This window comes from Burkholderia cenocepacia, assembly GCF_900446215.1.
GTDB lineage: Bacteria > Pseudomonadota > Gammaproteobacteria > Burkholderiales > Burkholderiaceae > Burkholderia > Burkholderia cenocepacia.
On sequence record NZ_UAQZ01000001.1, the window covers coordinates 1,338,631 to 1,353,059 of the forward strand.

11 protein-coding genes are annotated in these 14,429 nt (G+C 70.1%); 3 read left to right on the plus strand and 8 right to left on the minus strand.

Features of this window, described 5'->3' with window-relative positions; all coding sequences use genetic code 11:
* Window positions 1–44 precede the first annotated feature (44 nt).
* The 3 genes from DTA15_RS06205 to DTA15_RS06215 all read left to right on the plus strand — a co-directional run bounded on the left by DTA15_RS06205 (window position 45) and on the right by DTA15_RS06215 (window position 3,948).
* Window positions 45–1,169, plus strand: coding sequence for an HlyD family secretion protein (locus DTA15_RS06205; protein ID WP_006484858.1), 1,125 nt, complete (start codon window positions 45–47; stop codon window positions 1,167–1,169).
* Window positions 1,166–2,749, plus strand: a complete 1,584-nt coding sequence (locus DTA15_RS06210) for a DHA2 family efflux MFS transporter permease subunit (RefSeq protein WP_006484861.1) — start codon at window positions 1,166–1,168, stop codon at window positions 2,747–2,749. The genes DTA15_RS06205 and DTA15_RS06210 overlap by 4 nt, the downstream gene beginning before the upstream one ends.
* Before the next feature lie 200 nt (window positions 2,750–2,949).
* Window positions 2,950–3,948, plus strand: a complete 999-nt coding sequence (locus DTA15_RS06215; RefSeq protein WP_006484857.1) for a glycoside hydrolase family 5 protein — start codon at window positions 2,950–2,952, stop codon at window positions 3,946–3,948.
* Window positions 3,949–3,955: 7 nt separating this feature from the next.
* Here the strand turns inward: DTA15_RS06215 and DTA15_RS06220 are convergent, their stop codons facing one another.
* From DTA15_RS06220 to DTA15_RS06255, 8 genes are all read right to left on the minus strand, one after another.
* Complete coding sequence (locus DTA15_RS06220) at window positions 3,956–5,005, minus strand: hypothetical protein (protein WP_006484860.1); 1,050 nt, start codon at window positions 5,003–5,005, stop codon at window positions 3,956–3,958.
* The gene (locus DTA15_RS06225; RefSeq protein ID WP_006484855.1) at window positions 4,995–6,290 is read right to left on the minus strand and encodes a lipopolysaccharide biosynthesis protein; all 1,296 of its coding nucleotides are present in this window, start codon (window positions 6,288–6,290) and stop codon (window positions 4,995–4,997) included. The genes DTA15_RS06220 and DTA15_RS06225 overlap by 11 nt, the downstream gene beginning before the upstream one ends.
* On the minus strand, window positions 6,287–7,450 hold the full coding sequence (locus tag DTA15_RS06230) for a polysaccharide pyruvyl transferase family protein (RefSeq protein WP_012493029.1): 1,164 nt from the start codon (window positions 7,448–7,450) through the stop codon (window positions 6,287–6,289). Before DTA15_RS06230 ends, DTA15_RS06225 begins: the two co-directional genes overlap by 4 nt.
* Window positions 7,450–8,673, minus strand: a complete 1,224-nt coding sequence (locus DTA15_RS06235; RefSeq protein WP_006483305.1) for a glycosyltransferase family 4 protein — start codon at window positions 8,671–8,673, stop codon at window positions 7,450–7,452. The genes DTA15_RS06230 and DTA15_RS06235 overlap by 1 nt, the downstream gene beginning before the upstream one ends.
* Entirely contained in the window at window positions 8,670–10,943 is a 2,274-nt protein-coding gene (locus DTA15_RS06240) for a polysaccharide biosynthesis tyrosine autokinase (RefSeq protein WP_006483308.1), read from the minus strand. The genes DTA15_RS06235 and DTA15_RS06240 overlap by 4 nt, the downstream gene beginning before the upstream one ends.
* Entirely contained in the window at window positions 10,940–11,446 is a 507-nt protein-coding gene (locus DTA15_RS06245) for a low molecular weight protein-tyrosine-phosphatase (RefSeq protein ID WP_012493030.1), read from the minus strand. Before DTA15_RS06245 ends, DTA15_RS06240 begins: the two co-directional genes overlap by 4 nt.
* Window positions 11,446–12,702, minus strand: a complete 1,257-nt coding sequence (locus tag DTA15_RS06250) for a polysaccharide biosynthesis/export family protein (protein WP_034178443.1) — start codon at window positions 12,700–12,702, stop codon at window positions 11,446–11,448. The genes DTA15_RS06245 and DTA15_RS06250 overlap by 1 nt, the downstream gene beginning before the upstream one ends.
* A gap of 131 nt (window positions 12,703–12,833) precedes the next feature.
* On the minus strand, window positions 12,834–14,225 hold the full coding sequence (locus tag DTA15_RS06255; protein WP_006489565.1) for an undecaprenyl-phosphate glucose phosphotransferase: 1,392 nt from the start codon (window positions 14,223–14,225) through the stop codon (window positions 12,834–12,836).
* Window positions 14,226–14,429 lie beyond the last annotated feature (204 nt).

Genomic DNA, 14,429 nt, shown 5'->3' on the forward strand with positions numbered 1-14,429 from the left:
GCGTCCCTGTCCGTTCTCTTGCACGCCTACACATCATTCCGATCATGAGCACGACTGCCGTACCCGAAAAAGCCAAATCCGCCCGGTTCTCCCGGCGCCAACTGATCGCCGCGGGCGTCGTGCTCGCCGTCATCGCGCTTGCCGTGTTCGGCTGGCACTGGTGGACCGTCGGCCGTTTCATCGAAGGCACCGACGACGCATACGTGCGCGCCGACGTCGTGACCGTGAGCTCGCGTGTATCGGGTTACGTCGCGCAGGTCGCGGTCGACGACAACCAGCCGGTGAAGCGCGGCGACGTGCTCGTACGGCTCGACGATCGCGACTATCGCGCGAAAGTCGACGATGCGCAGGCCGCCGTGGCAGCGGCCGAGGCGACGCTGCAAGCTGAGCAGGCGGCGGCTTCGACGCTCGACGCGCAGATCGGCCAGCAGCGCAGCCAGATCGCGCAGGCTGACGCCGACGCGGCCGCCGCGCGCGCCGAAGCCGCGCGGCGCGACGCCGATGCGACGCGCTACAAGCAACTGCTGGCCGAATCCGCCGCGAGCGGACAGCGCTGGGAGCAGGCCCACGCGGACGCGCTGAAGGCGCGCGCCGAGCTGGCCCGCGCCGGCGCCGCCGTGCGCGTGCAGACCGACCAGCAGACCGTGCTGCAGCGCCGCCGCGAACAGAGTACGGCCGCGATCGCGCAGGCGCGCGCCCGGCTTGCGGCGGCCCAGGCGAAGCTCGCGCTTGCGCAGCTCGATCTTGACCACACGGTGATCCGCGCGACGCGCGACGGCAGCATCGGCCAGCGCGCGGTGCGGGCGGGCCAGTACGTCGAAGTCGGGATGCCGCTACTCGCGGTGGTGCCGCTGAGCGACGTGTACGTGGTCGCGAACTTCAAGGAAACGCAGTTGGGCGCGATGCACGACGGCCAACCCGTCGAGATCGACGTCGACACCTATTCGGGCCACACGCTGCACGGCCGCGTGATCGGCCTCGCGCCGGGTTCCGGCGCGCAGTTCGCGCTGCTGCCGCCTGACAACGCGACCGGCAACTTCACGAAGATCGTGCAGCGCATCCCGGTGAAGATCCGCGTCGATGCGCCGCCGGCCGGCGTCGTGCTGCGGCCTGGGATGTCGGTGATCGCGCGCGTCGACACGCGCGGCACGCAGGAGGCCGGCACGTGAGCACGACGACCGCGCAGGCTGCGCACGAAGACACCGTTTCGCTGCGCGCGTGGGTCGCCGTGCTCGGCGGCGTGTTCGGCTGCTTCATGGCCGGCATGAACGTGCACGTGACCAATGCGTCGCTGCCCGACATCCGCGGCTCGCTCGGCGCGAGCTTCGAGGAAGGCTCGTGGATCACCACCGCGTATCTGGTTGCCGAGATCGTCGTGATTCCGCTCACCGGCTGGCTCGTGCAGGTGTTTTCCGCGCGACGCGTGCTGCTGGTCGGCGCGACCGGCTTTCTCGCGTTTTCGCTCGCGTGCTCGGTCGCGCCGAGCATCTCGACGATGATCATCGCGCGGGCGCTGCAGGGCGCGTTTGGCGGCGTGCTGATTCCGCTGTCGTTCCAACTGATCGTCACCGAATTGCCGCCGTCGAAACATCCGCTCGGGATGGCGCTGTTCGCGATCGCGAACAACGTCGCGCAGGCGGCCGGGCCGTCGGTCGGTGGGTGGCTGACCGATATGTATTCGTGGCGCTGGATCTTCTATCTGCAGATTCCGCCGGCGATCGCGCTGGTCGCGGCGATCGGCTGGGCGATCCGGCCCGTGCCGGTGCAGCTCGGGATGCTCAGGCGGGCCGACTGGTTCGGCATCGCGACGATGGCGGTTGGCTTGAGCGCGCTGCAGATCGTGCTGGAGGAGGGCGGGCGCAAGGACTGGTTCGCGTCGGACCTGATCGTCGAGCTGTCGATCGTCGCGGCGCTCGGGCTGGCCGCGTTCGTCGCGATCGAGCTGCGGCGCAAGGAGCCGTTCATCAACTTGCGCCTGCTCGGCCGGTACAACTTCGGGATCGCGAGCCTGATGCAGTTCCTGTTCGGTGCGGTGGTGTTCGGCGTGGTGTTCCTCGTGCCGAACTACTTTGCCGAGCTGCACGGCTACAGCGCGCGCGACATCGGCCTCGCGATGATTCCGTACGGGCTCGTGCAGTTCGCGATGTCGTTCCTGACGCCGCCGCTGATGCGCCGCACCAGCCCGCGCACGACGATCGTGCTCGGCTTCGTGCTGGTCGCGGCCGGCTGCCTGATGAACATCCACCTCGACGCCGATGCCGCGTCGAACGTGATCGTCCCGTCGCTGATCGTGCGCGGGGTCGGGCAGTCGTTCGTCGTGATCGCGCTGGCCGTGATGGCCGTCGACGGGATCGAGAAGGCGCAGCTCGGCTCCGCGTCGGGCGTGTTCAACATGGTTCGCAACGTCGGCGGCGCGATTGGCATCGCGGTGATGAGCCAGATCGTCGTCGAGCGGCAGAAGCTGCATGCGATGCGCATCGGCGAGGCGGTCACGCCGTTCTCCGAAGCGTTCCAGGAGCGCATGGCGATGCTCGCGCGGCTGCTCGCGCGCGTGCATGCGCCGCGCGCGGACGTGCTGCCCGGCGGGTCGATCTCCGGCGTGCACGAGCTGGCGCTCGGGCTCGTGAACCAGCGGGTGATGCGCGAGGCGCTGCTGATGGCGTACAGCGATACGTTCCTGATCGCGGGAATCGCGATGATCGGGTGTACGGCGGCGGCCTTCGTGCTGAAGGGGAAGAAGAAGGCGTAGCGGCGCAGTGGCTTGCGGCTGGGGTGGGGCGCCGGTAAGGGAGTGAACGCGCTCGGACCGGTCCGATGGTGGCAGGCGCGGGGCTCTGCAACAATGCACGATCGGCCACGACGCGCCGTTTCCGCCGGCCGGCCGTGCGTGTGCGGGCTCGTTCCGGCGCTCGCCACATGCCGCCGGCATTTCCGACCGTTCTCTTGCCCATGCTCCGGATTCCCACGCTGTTCGTCGCCGTCGTACTGAGTTTCGCCGTACTGCCGGCCGCCCATGCCGCCGACCACGCTCGCTGGCCGACCGCTTTCGGCGGCCAGCCGCGTGTGGGCGTCCAGGTGAAGATCCAGTCCTTTACCCCCGACGATGCGCGGCAGATCCGGCAGACCGGCTTCGACTTCGTCCGCTTCGGCGTATGGACCGATCGCCTCGATCGTGCGGACTACCGCCGTCAGATCGACGACGCATTCGCGGCGGCGCGTTCGGCTCGCCTGCCGGTGTTGCTGACCGTGCGCACGCTCACGCGGTTCCGGCGAGTGGACTGGCAGCGCGAAGAAGCGCAGGTGGACCGCGAATCGCTCGCGGCTACCGGTGCCCGCCTCGCCGGCACGGTGACGCGGCTCGCCGCGCAATACAGTCACGCGCTGGTGGCGCTTGAACTCTGGAACGAACCGGACCTGGATCGCTATTGGCCGACCGGCGACGTCGCGCACACCTTCCCGCCGTTTGCCGAAGGGTTGTGCGGCGGGTTGGCCGCGCGCCGGCCGGACGTTCCGGTCGTTGGCTTCGGATTCGCACGGCCGCCGCTGCCCGGCAGCGTGCCCGACCGACTGCTGGCCGACGTGTACGCCGCCTCACCCGCGTGTCTCGACGCGGTGTCGTACCACGCGTATGGCATGACGCCGATGCAGATCCGCGATGCCGCGCGCGATATCCGCGCACGCTACGGTCTGTCGGCGCTCGTGACCGAAGACGGCGCGGCGTCGGCGGGCGTCGACGGCGATGCGCGGCAGGCGCGCCGTGTGCGTACGCTGCTCGACGCGCGCGCGACACTCGGTACGCCGTTGCTGTCGATCTATGAATGGATCGATACGCCGAAAGCGAACGATGCGGTGCAACGCAGCTATGGGCTCGTGCGTGCAGACCGGTCTCCGAAGCTCGCGCTCGATGCCGCCAGCACGTCGCTGCGCGCGACGACGTCGAAGCCGTAGCCGGCTGTCAATTCGGATCGCGCGTGCGGATCGCCCACAGCGCGACGGCGAACGGTGCGACGCTGGACAGGTGGCGCAGGTAGCTGCCCAGATCCGGCTCGAACAGCATCGATACCGCGACATGGCCGAGCAGCAGGCACGCGAGCAGTTCACCATTGCGGCGCAGGCCGGTCGTGCGTTCGCCGCTGCGCTGCGACGGCACGCGTCGCCACGCGGCGCCGAGGAACAGCGCGACCAGCGCCTGCATCGCGAATCCCTTCGGATCGAACGAGAACAGCACCGGCAGGTTGAGCCGCACGAACGAATACGAATAGTTGCCTGCGAAATGGACGAATGAATCGGGCGGGAACGGGTTGTAGAAACTCGTGCGCGCACCGAACGGCGATGCATACATGAGATAGTCGACCGCGAGGTCGCGCGGCTGTTGAAGCAGCGAGTAGGCGGCATTCGGCAGCGCGACGAGCACGGCCACGACCAGCAGCGCGCCGGCCAGCCTCGGCAGCGTCGATACCCGGCGCCATACCCATGCCGCGAGCGCGATCGCGACGATCAACGCGAAGTAACTGCGGATCGTCGCCGCATAGCCGAGATACAGCATGACGGCGATCGGCATCGCGCCGGCCGGCCCGCGTACGCGTGCAACGGCGAGGACGGCGATCGACATCGCAACGACGAGCGTGTCCTTGCTCGCGACGAACAGGTTGAAGAACAGGCACGGCGCAATCAACGCGAGATGCGCGACCAGTGCGCCGAGCCGCCGTGTCGCGCGCAACGCGATCCAGATCGTGGCGATGCCCAGCGCGACGACGAACACGGCCGTGCCGGCGCCGCCGAGCGCCTGGTACAGCTTGCCGACCGCATCGAACGACGAGCCGTCGTAGGTCGAGCCGCCGCCGATCTGCGTCTGGATCTTGTCCGCGTCGCGGAAGATGAATTCCGGCAGCAGCACGCGTGCGTTCGCATAGACGCCGACGTACAGCAGCGCGAGGCACGCGGCGATGGCATCGCGCAAGCCGCGGCTCAGCAGCGGACCGCTCGCGATCAGCTTACGCAGCATCGGCCGCTCCCGGCCGGATGGCGCGGCGCGCCGTCGGGGCGCGCGACGACACGATCCACACGAGCCACGCGGCCACCGCGATACTCGCGACGAGATGCGCGATGGCCGCGCCGATCGCGTGCTGGTCATGCACGAGCGCGATCGTCATCGGGACGCACGCGAGCGTCAGCACGGCCATCACGCCGGCGACCACGCGGCCTGCCCGCAACGCGACGGCGGCGGCCCACAGTACGTCGCACGCGGCGCGCAGCACGAACGACAGCAGCAGGATCGCGAGGATGACAGTCGACGGCAGGTCGTTGCCTTCATGCGCGAGCCGGAACAGCCACGGATGGACCGTGACGATCGCGAGCGCGGCCGCACCGGTCAGGATCACCGACCCGCGCAGCGCGTGCGCCAGTTCGCCGCGAAACGCCTGCGGTGCGCGGCGCGGACAGTCGAGTGCCCGCACGAGCCGCGGCGCGGCGACCGCCGCGACGGTGGCCGACGCGATCGTCTGGATCGCGTTCGCGATCGACCAGACGAACACGTAGCGGCCGAGCTCGCCCGCGTCGAGCATCGCGGACGCGACGAAACGTTCGAGATACTGCAGCACAGACAGCAGCAGCAACGCGACGAAGAACGGCGCGCCGCTGCGCCAAACCGTCGCGAGCGGCAAGCGCGTGGCGGACAGCGCGGGCATCGCCGGTAGCCGGCGCGCCGTGCCCGCTATCAGCAGCCAGCCGAGCGCGACGACGAGCGCGTCGCCGGCAAGCCAGATCGCGAACACGCCGTCGATCGACACGATCGCGCGCGCCGCGAGCGCGGCGAGCGCGACGCCGGCCCACGCGCCGGTCCGCGCGAACAGCACCCACGACGCCGCGCGGACCCGATGCAGCGAGAACAGCCATGTGTTGACCTCGAGCGCTGCATGTTCGGCGCACGCGACGAGCATCACCAGGACGAGCGGCACGTCGGCCAGCGCGCCCGCCCGCGGCAGCCCGATGAATGCGCCGACCGGCAGCGCGGCCGCGCCGCACAGCGCGACATAGACGCCCGCATACAGCACGGACAGCCGCATGCAGGTCCGGATCGCATCGCGCGGATCGGGGCCGGCGAGCCGGCGGTTGATCTCGGTGCTGAAGCCGAGCCCGAGGACCTTCGACGCGACGACCGACACCGCGAGCGCGACCCCATAGACGGCTACCGCATCGAAGCCGAGCGTGCGCGCGACGACGATCGTCAGCACGAATTTCAGGCCGAGCGCGCCGACCCGTAGCGCGAGGCGCGACGAGGCGGCCTTCATCGTGCCGCTCCGTGGTGGAGCGCGGCCCGCAGCGCGGCGACGATCCGGTCGCGCTCGCGGCCGAGCCGCGCGATGCCGGTGTCGGTCTGCGTCCAGAAGCGGCGCAGCGCGTCGGGGGCGAACAGCGTGTCGCATACCGCATTCGCATCGAAATCGGCGGCGTTCGCGACCCAGTGGCCGACGCCGAGATCAGCGTACGCGCCGAACCCCTTGCGCTCGTAGCTCAGGTGATAGGCCGGCACGCCGTGCAGGATCGACTCGAGCGCGCCGTGCAGGCGCACGGAGACGACCGCATCGGGCGTGTCGCCGGCGAGCACGTCCTTCAGCGTGCGCGTGTCGTCGAAGCCGCGTTCGCGGTAGTACGCGGCGTCGTCGTTGCCGCGCCCGGTGCTTTGCACGGCGAACGTGATGCGGCAGAACGCGCCGAGCCGTTCGACCAACGCTTCCGTCTGCGCGTGATAGCGCGCGCATTGCGCGGCGCTCCACGCGGGCGGACGGCGCAGCACCAGCGCGATGTGGCCGGGGTGTGCCGGCGGCACATGCGCGTGCTTCCGCAGGCCGGCCGCACGGCGGCCGAATTCGAGCACCGCGAGATCGGGCGCACGCCGGGTGTTCGGATTGGCGGCAAGCAGCGCCATCGAACGATCGTCGCGCACGAACACGGTGTGGAAACCCGCGAGCAGCGACGTCAGATGGCCGGCGAGCATCGTATTGCCGGCCGCCGGGCCTATGCTCTGCGGCAGGTAGACGGCCGGCTTGCGCGCCGCGCGTGCCGCACGCATCTGCACGAGGTGCCCGGCTTCGAGCTTGAGCGCCTCGACGCTGTTGCGTGCGCGCAGGTAGCCGCCGCCGACGCCGACGATCAGGTCGGCCTGCTTCAGCAGGCCGCGCAGGTCAGCCAGCGCCGGATTGGCGCCGACGGGCAGCGCGGCCATCGCGGCGCCGATCAGCCGCCCGGCGCCGCCGGCGGCGAGCACGGGCGCGGGCCGCACGTCCGGCTGATCCGGGAACGACGCGGGATCGGCCGCGACGACGGACACGCGCGTGTCGGTGCCGAACGCACCGCGCAGCAGCGCGACCGACAGTTCGACGAGCAGCCCGTCGCCGGAGTTGCGCGCGCTGTACGCGTGCAGCAGCGCGACGTGAACGGGGCGGCTCATCATGCGTTCTCCCGGAGCAGGTCGCGATAGACGGCGAGCGTGCGATCGACCATCGCGTCCGCCGAGAAATGGGGGTAGGCGCGTGCGCACTGTTCGCGCATCAGCCGGTGCGAGGCCGGATGCTCGACGAGCCGGCCGACCATCGACGCGAACGCGGCCGGATCGTCGCTGTTCGATACCGTCAGCCCGACGCGATGTCCGGCAATCAGTTCGGTCGCGCCCGACACCTGTGTGGCCACGATGGGCACCTGTGCGGCGACGGCTTCGAGGCACACGTACGGAAACCCTTCGTAGCGGCTCGGCAGCGCGAGCAGGTCGAACGCGGAGAAGTAGCGGCGCGCCGAGTCGACGCGGCCCGCGATGCGCAGGTTTGCCGGCAGGTCGTGCGCTTCGTCGCCCGCGGCCTGATCGAAATCGCCGGAGCCGATCGCGACGACCTGCACGCGGTTGCCGAAGCATTCGTCCAGTACGCGCGCGATCCGCACGAGGCGGTCGACACCCTTCTGGTGATCGAACCGCCCGACGAACCCGACGACGAACGGGTGATCGGCCAGCCCGAGCGCGATGCGTGCCGCCTGGCGCGCGAGCAGCATCGGCGGCGTGACGCCGTTCTCGACGAGCCGGATGCGGTCGCGCGCGATGCCGAGCGTATGCAGGTGATCGGCTTCGTCCTGTGACACGGCGATCACCGCGTCCGAGCACGCATTGCCGAGCACGCGCTCGACGCCGCCGTAGAACGCGCGTTTCGCGGGCGACAGCGTTGGGTTCAGCGTATAGACCGCATGCGGGGTGTAGACCTGCTTCCATGGCCCACGGCACAGGCGCGCGAGCGCGCCGGCCTTCGAGCTGTGGCTGTGCACGATGTCGGGCCGGATCCGGCGCAACAGCCGGCGCAGCGCGATTGCGCCGCGCAGGTCGTGTGCGCCGACCGAGCGCCGCAGCGGCAGCCGGTGAAAGGTCGTGCACTGTGCAGCCGCGCCGGCCAGCATCGCGTCGTCGAAGCGCTCGCCGAGCGGTGCGATCAGGTGGATTTCCGCGTGCCCGCGTGCGTGCAGGCCGGCGATCAGGTCGGTCAGGTGGACGGCGACGCCGCCGCCAGCGGCTTCGACGACGAGCGCGATGCGCAGCGGCGGCGCAGCGGTCGCCGAGGGCGCCGGTGGGTTCGTGTCGGGTTGAAGGGACGCGCGCTCGTCGAGTGAAGGCGCGAATGCGATGTCGCTCATGCGGACCTCCGCAGCAGACGTTGAAGTGCCGCGCGCAGGCGGGCGAGATGCGTACAGCGCCGCGTGTTGCACGTGTAGCGGTAGGCTTCGTAGCGATAGCCGCCGTATTTCGAGCCGAAGGCCGATGCGCCCGTGCGCGGATCGAGGCCGTTCAGCACGACGCCGGGCTGTGCGTCGGGCCGCTGCGGCAGGCGTTTCGCGGCTTCGACGAGTTCGCCGGCCCGCGTCGAGCCCGCGCGTGCGACGAGCAGCGTCGCGTCGGCATGGGCGCCGAGCCAGGTCGAGTCGGTGGCGGCGAGCAGCGGGGCGGAATCGACGATGACGAGGTCGTAGCGCGCGCGCAGCGACGCGAGCAGCGCGCCGAGACCGGCCTGCTGCAGCAGCGCGGTCGGCGCGCTCGGCAGTTCGCCGGTCGGCAGGAAGTCGAGATTCGGCGCGACGTTGCGGCGGATCGCATTGTCGGCATGCGCATGGCCGGCGAGCAGCGCCGCGAAGCCTGCGCCGCGTTCGAGTCCGAAGTACTGATGCAGATAGCCCTTGCGCAGATCGCCGTCGATCAGCAGCACGCGCCGGCCGCTCGCCGCATGCACCGCCGCGAGGTTGACCGACACGAACGACTTGCCGGTGCCGGGCGCGGGGCCCGTGACCAGCACCAGCGGATGCGCACGATCGGCGAGCGCGAAGTGCAGCGCGGTCTGCAGGCTGCGCAGCCCTTCGATTGCCGGTTCATACGGATCGTCGTAGGCGAGCACATGCAGGCCCGCGTCGTGTCGTTCGACCGCGCGCATCAGCTTGCGCTGGCGGGCGGCGGCAGGCAGCACCGCGCGCACCGGCAGCGACGTGTGGCGCTCGATCTCGTCGACGGCGGTCAGGCCGCCGTACAGGAATTCGCGTGCGAACGCGGCGATTAGCCCGAGCGCGAGGCCGGCCAGCGCGGCGGCGGCGATCACGACCGGCCGGTTCGGGCGCACCGGGTCGGCCGGCGCGACGGCCGCATCGACCACGCGCACGCTCGCCGTCCTGCCGGCTTGCACGAGTTCTAGTTGCTGGGTGTTGTTCAGCAGCGCGGTGTACAGGTCCGCGTTCACCTTCACGTCGAGGCGGGCACGCACTTCCTCGCTTTGTTGCGCCGGCAGCCGAGCGATGCGCGCGTCGAGCGCGCCCTGCTGGCGCTTCAACGTCGCGAGTTGCGCGTCGAGTGCGGCCATGTCGGGGTGTGTCGGCAGGAAGCGGCGCGACAGTTCGTCGTGCTTTTGCTGCAATTCGAGCAGGCGCGTCTGCAGGTCGGCGCCTTGTTGCAGGACGACCTTGCCTTCTTCCTCGAGATCGACCGAGCCGGTGCGGCTGCGCAGGCGCGCGTAACGCGTTTCCGCGCGCTCGAGCTGGCCTTTCACGATCGGCAGCTGCGCGTTCAGGAACGCGAGCGATTGCGCGGCCTCGGCCGTGCGGCGCGCGATATTCTGTTCGATGTAACGGTTGGCGATCGCGTTGAGCGTCGCGCTGATGTCGACGGGATCGTCGCCGCGCAGCGACGCGACGAGCACGCCCGATTGCTTCACCTTCTCCTGGACGTCGAGCGCGGTGCGCAGCGTGTCGATCGTTTCCGCGCGCGATTGACGCACCAGCTGGAAGCGCGTGCCGGGCAGCGCATCGAAGCCGATGATGTCGATGTGCAGCGGGCCGTAGCGCGTGTCGAAGGTTTCCGTGCGGCCGATCGTGCCGATCGCATCGGCCTTCATGTCCGCGCCGGTGAGCCGGTAACGCGTATTGTCGAGCCGCACGACCTGGAAGGTGTCGCCTTCCGCGCGCGTCGGTACGTCGAAGCGCACGACGTCGATCCGCTCCTGTCCCCACGCATAGCCGCCGAAACCGAACAGGCCGGGCTTCACCGCGCCGTCGTTGAAGCGCGCGACGAACGCGCCGATCACCGGCACGCGGGCGGGTGTCGCGACGATATAGGCGCGCAGGTCTTCCACTGCGCGCGTGACGACGAGCCGCGACGACAGGATCTGCGCCTCGGCCGACGCGGGCGAGGCGACGTTGAAGAACGATGCGGCGTCGCCGAGCAGGTTCTTCGACGCGGCGTCGGTCGCATCGTCGGTCTGGATCATCAGGTCGGCCTGGTAGGTCGGCGGCGCGACGAACGCATACAGCGCGCCGGCGGCGACGCAGGCCGCCGTGATCGACGCGATGGTCCAGCGTGCCTGGCGCAGGACATCGAGCACGCGGATCAGGTCGATCTCGTGTTCGGGGGAAGCGGAACTCGTCATGACTGGAATCCTGAGAAAGAGGCGGTGATGTGCGGCCAGCGCGCGGCGAGCCGCGGCAGCCAGCTGCCGACCGCGAGATCGATCAGCGCCGCGCAGCGCACGAAGTCGTCGCGCGTGCCGCGGTAGGGGTCGGGGATGTCGAGGCCGAGCGGCGCGCCGTCGGCGATGCGCGCGTATTCGCCGAGACGGAACACACGGCCGCGCAGGAACGGGTGGCGCGCTTCGAGCGCGCGGCGCTGCCCGCCGTCCATCACGAAGATCAGGTCGGCCTGCGCGCATAGCGCGGCCGTCACCGGCCGGGCCGCATGCGCGTCGAGGTTCAGCCCGCGCGCGGCGGCCATGTCGCGGGCCAGCGGGTCGGCCGGCCGGCCGTTCGGCGGCGCGAGGCCGGCCGAGCCGGTTCGCGCGTGCGGGAGCTTCGCCGCGAGCAGCGCGGCCGCGAGCGGGCTGCGGCACACGTTGCCTTCGCAGACGGCGAGCAGGAACGGGGGCGGGGTCGGCATCATTTCGTGGCGATTCCGGCCGCGACGCCCGTGTTCACGCTGGGCAGCAACAGGCTCAGCACGCGGCTGATGCGGACGAGCCCGTTGCCGTCGACGTAGACGATGTCCTTCGGCTCCAACTCGAACTGGTTCGCGAGCACCATCGCGACGGGCGAGCGCGCGTCAAGATGGAACACCGTCGGCGTGCGGCCCTGCGCGCCGCGGATCACGAACATCTGCGCGGCATCGGCGGTATTGGAATTGATGCTGCCGGCCTGCAGCAGCGCGTCGCTCAGCGTCAGGCGGCCGTCGCGCTTCGGCAGCGCGAGCGTCGGGCGGTTGACTTCGCCCATCACGTACACGCCGTTGCTGTCTCGCGCGCCGACGCGCAGCAGGTCGCCGCTGCGCAGCACGATGCGCGACGGATCGCGGTGGCGCTCGATCAGGCGCGCCAGGTCGATGCGCACGGGCGTGCCGTCGCGCACGATCGTCACGTCGCTCTGATCGGCGCCGGGCGTGAAGCCGCCGGCGCGCGCGATCGCGTCGGCGAGCGTCATCGGCACGTCGTTGACGGGCAGCGCGCCCGGCGTGTGGACTTCGCCGTCGACGTACACCTGCTGCGATCGGAACGACGCCACTCGCAACGTGACCTGAGGGTCGCGATAGATCTTGCCGAGCGCCTGCTTCAGGCGTGCCTGTGCTTCAGCGGCGGTCAGGCCGGCGACCTTCAGCGCGCCGGCATACGGGAACGTCAGGTTGCCGAGATCGTCGACGACGAAGCCGGCGACCGGATCGGCCGTACGCGGCGGCGTCTGCTGTGCGCCGCCTTGCGCTGCCGCGAGTTCCGGGTGATCCCACACGGTGATCTGCAGCACGTCGCCCGGGCCGATCCGATAGGCCGACGGAGCACGCGATGCGGCCGGCGTGTCGAACGACGCTGCGGCCGCATCGCGAGCCGCGCGCTGGCGCGCGATCAGCGACGGCTCGATGTCGACGATCGGCGGCGTGGCGGCGGAATCGACGCCCGTGGACTGTGCGCGAACCGGCGTGCCGGCCATGGTCGACGCGGCCGCCGCGCGTGCTTCGGCCGCGCGCGAGTCGGCTGAGGCGGGCGCGGGCGCGCCGTCATCCGGCGTGTCGGCGAGCCAGCCGAGATACGACGTGTTCATCTTCATGCCGGGCGCGAACGCGCATCCGGACAGCGCCATGCAGGCCGCCAGGACGAGCGCGAGCGCACCGCGGCGGCGCGCGGCCGCCGATGCGATCGAGGGTGTCATGAGTTCGTTCCAGTTGCGCCGCGCGTCGGGAGACGGCATCGGCGCAGGAGCGGGCCTGCCGAAACAGGGGCCGCCGGGTCAATCGAAGCAGCCGCGGCGGCGATGCCGCGGTTGCGAACGGCATGCGCCGTTCAGTACGCGTTGGGATGCACGATCCCTTTCAGGACGGTCGCGCCGATGATTCGCAGGTCGAGCGCGAATGACCAGTTGCGCAGGTAGTACAGGTCGTACTCGACGCGCGACTGCATGCTTTCGAGCTGTTCGGTCGCGCCGCGCAGCCCGTTGACCTGCGCCCAGCCGGTAATGCCCGGCTTGATCCGGTAGCGATGGATGTAGCCGTCGACGAGCGTGCGGTACTGCGCGTCGTGTTCCACCGCGTGCGGCCGCGGGCCGACCACCGACATGTCGCCGAACAGCACGTTGACGAACTGCGGCAGTTCGTCGAGGCTCGTACGACGCAGGAACGCACCGACCTTCGTCACGCGCGGGTCGTTACGGGTCGCCTGCTCGACCTTACCTGGTTGCCCAACATGCACGCGCATCGTGCGGAACTTGTAGATGTCGAACGTGCGGCCGTCGCCGCCGCGCCGCTTCTGCGTAAACATCACCGGGCCCGGCGAGCTCAGCTTGATCGCCGCGGCGATCACGAGCAGCAGCGGCATCAACACGATCAGCACGGCCGCCGCGAATGCGCGATCGAATACCGCCTTCACGCACAGCGCGCCGCGCGACAACGGCGGGGCGGCGAGCGAGATCGCCGGTTCGCCGAGGATTTCGTCGACCTGGCTGCCGAACAGCGCGTGCTGGCTCACGTCGGGCATCAGGCGCAGCTCGACGAAATCGCTGCGGAATTTGTCGATCACCCGCGTGATCGACGCGTCTTCCGCGAGTGGCAGCGCGATCCACACTTCGTCCGCGTGCTGGCGGCGCGCACACGCGGCGAACGACGCGAGATCGGTCGTGACGAGCGCGTCGCCGGCGAGCGTCATCGCTCGGCCGCCGGTGCTATACGCGCTGACGAGCCGGTAGCGCGGCGTGCCGGCCGCAGCGAGCGACGCGACGATACGCGCGATGCGCTCGCCGTTGCCGACGACCGCGATGCGGGCGGGCGTCGCCGGCACGCGCAAGCTGCGACGGCGCGCGATGCTCAGCGCGATCCGGAACACGGCCAGCACGATCCCGACTTCGATCGTCCAGTCGAAGAACCACGTCAACATCATCACAGTCGCGGTGGTCAGCGCGATCATCTTCAGGAACACGAAACCCTGTACGACGAGCCACAGCGCGAGCGTGCGAACCGCATAGCGCGTCGCGGGGCGAGGCCGGCCGTCGAGGCCGATGCCCGCCAGGCGGAGTAGGAACGCCCCGAGCAGCGCGCTCACGCCGATCAGCAGCCATTCGATCGCGAGCGCGTCGAGATTCCACAGCGAATCGTGGTGCGTGAGTACCGCGATTGCGACGATCGCCGCGACATCGACCATGCAGACGACGATCTCGCTGCGCGGCCCGTGCTTCTTGTTCATTTCATCTGCCATCCTTGCCGTTGCGCACCGTCCGGAATGGCGGTGCGTCCGCGTTCGTGCAACGCTCCCAGAGCGGTGGGCTGCCCGGCGTGTTGCACGATGCGTTCGGGCAGTACGGCGAGTCTAGGAGCGATGACAGGGCGAGACCATCGGACTGCGGGCGATCCGCAAGGGCACTTCGATCGGACTGCGCCTCATCGGGCT

Excerpts from the sequence above, each read along its gene's own strand:
- DTA15_RS06205 (WP_006484858.1), top strand. The coding sequence starts at position 45 with ATGAGCACGACTGCCGTACCCGAAAAAGCCAAATCCGCCCGGTTCTCC.
- DTA15_RS06215 (WP_006484857.1), top strand. The coding sequence starts at position 2,950 with ATGCTCCGGATTCCCACGCTGTTCGTCGCCGTCGTACTGAGTTTCGCC.
- DTA15_RS06220 (WP_006484860.1), bottom strand. The coding sequence starts at position 5,005 with ATGCTGCGTAAGCTGATCGCGAGCGGTCCGCTGCTGAGCCGCGGCTTG.
- DTA15_RS06225 (WP_006484855.1), bottom strand. The coding sequence starts at position 6,290 with ATGAAGGCCGCCTCGTCGCGCCTCGCGCTACGGGTCGGCGCGCTCGGC.
- DTA15_RS06230 (WP_012493029.1), bottom strand. The coding sequence starts at position 7,450 with ATGAGCCGCCCCGTTCACGTCGCGCTGCTGCACGCGTACAGCGCGCGC.
- DTA15_RS06235 (WP_006483305.1), bottom strand. The coding sequence starts at position 8,673 with ATGAGCGACATCGCATTCGCGCCTTCACTCGACGAGCGCGCGTCCCTT.
- DTA15_RS06240 (WP_006483308.1), bottom strand. The coding sequence starts at position 10,943 with ATGACGAGTTCCGCTTCCCCCGAACACGAGATCGACCTGATCCGCGTG.
- DTA15_RS06245 (WP_012493030.1), bottom strand. The coding sequence starts at position 11,446 with ATGCCGACCCCGCCCCCGTTCCTGCTCGCCGTCTGCGAAGGCAACGTG.
- DTA15_RS06250 (WP_034178443.1), bottom strand. The coding sequence starts at position 12,702 with ATGACACCCTCGATCGCATCGGCGGCCGCGCGCCGCCGCGGTGCGCTC.
- DTA15_RS06255 (WP_006489565.1), bottom strand. The coding sequence starts at position 14,225 with ATGAACAAGAAGCACGGGCCGCGCAGCGAGATCGTCGTCTGCATGGTC.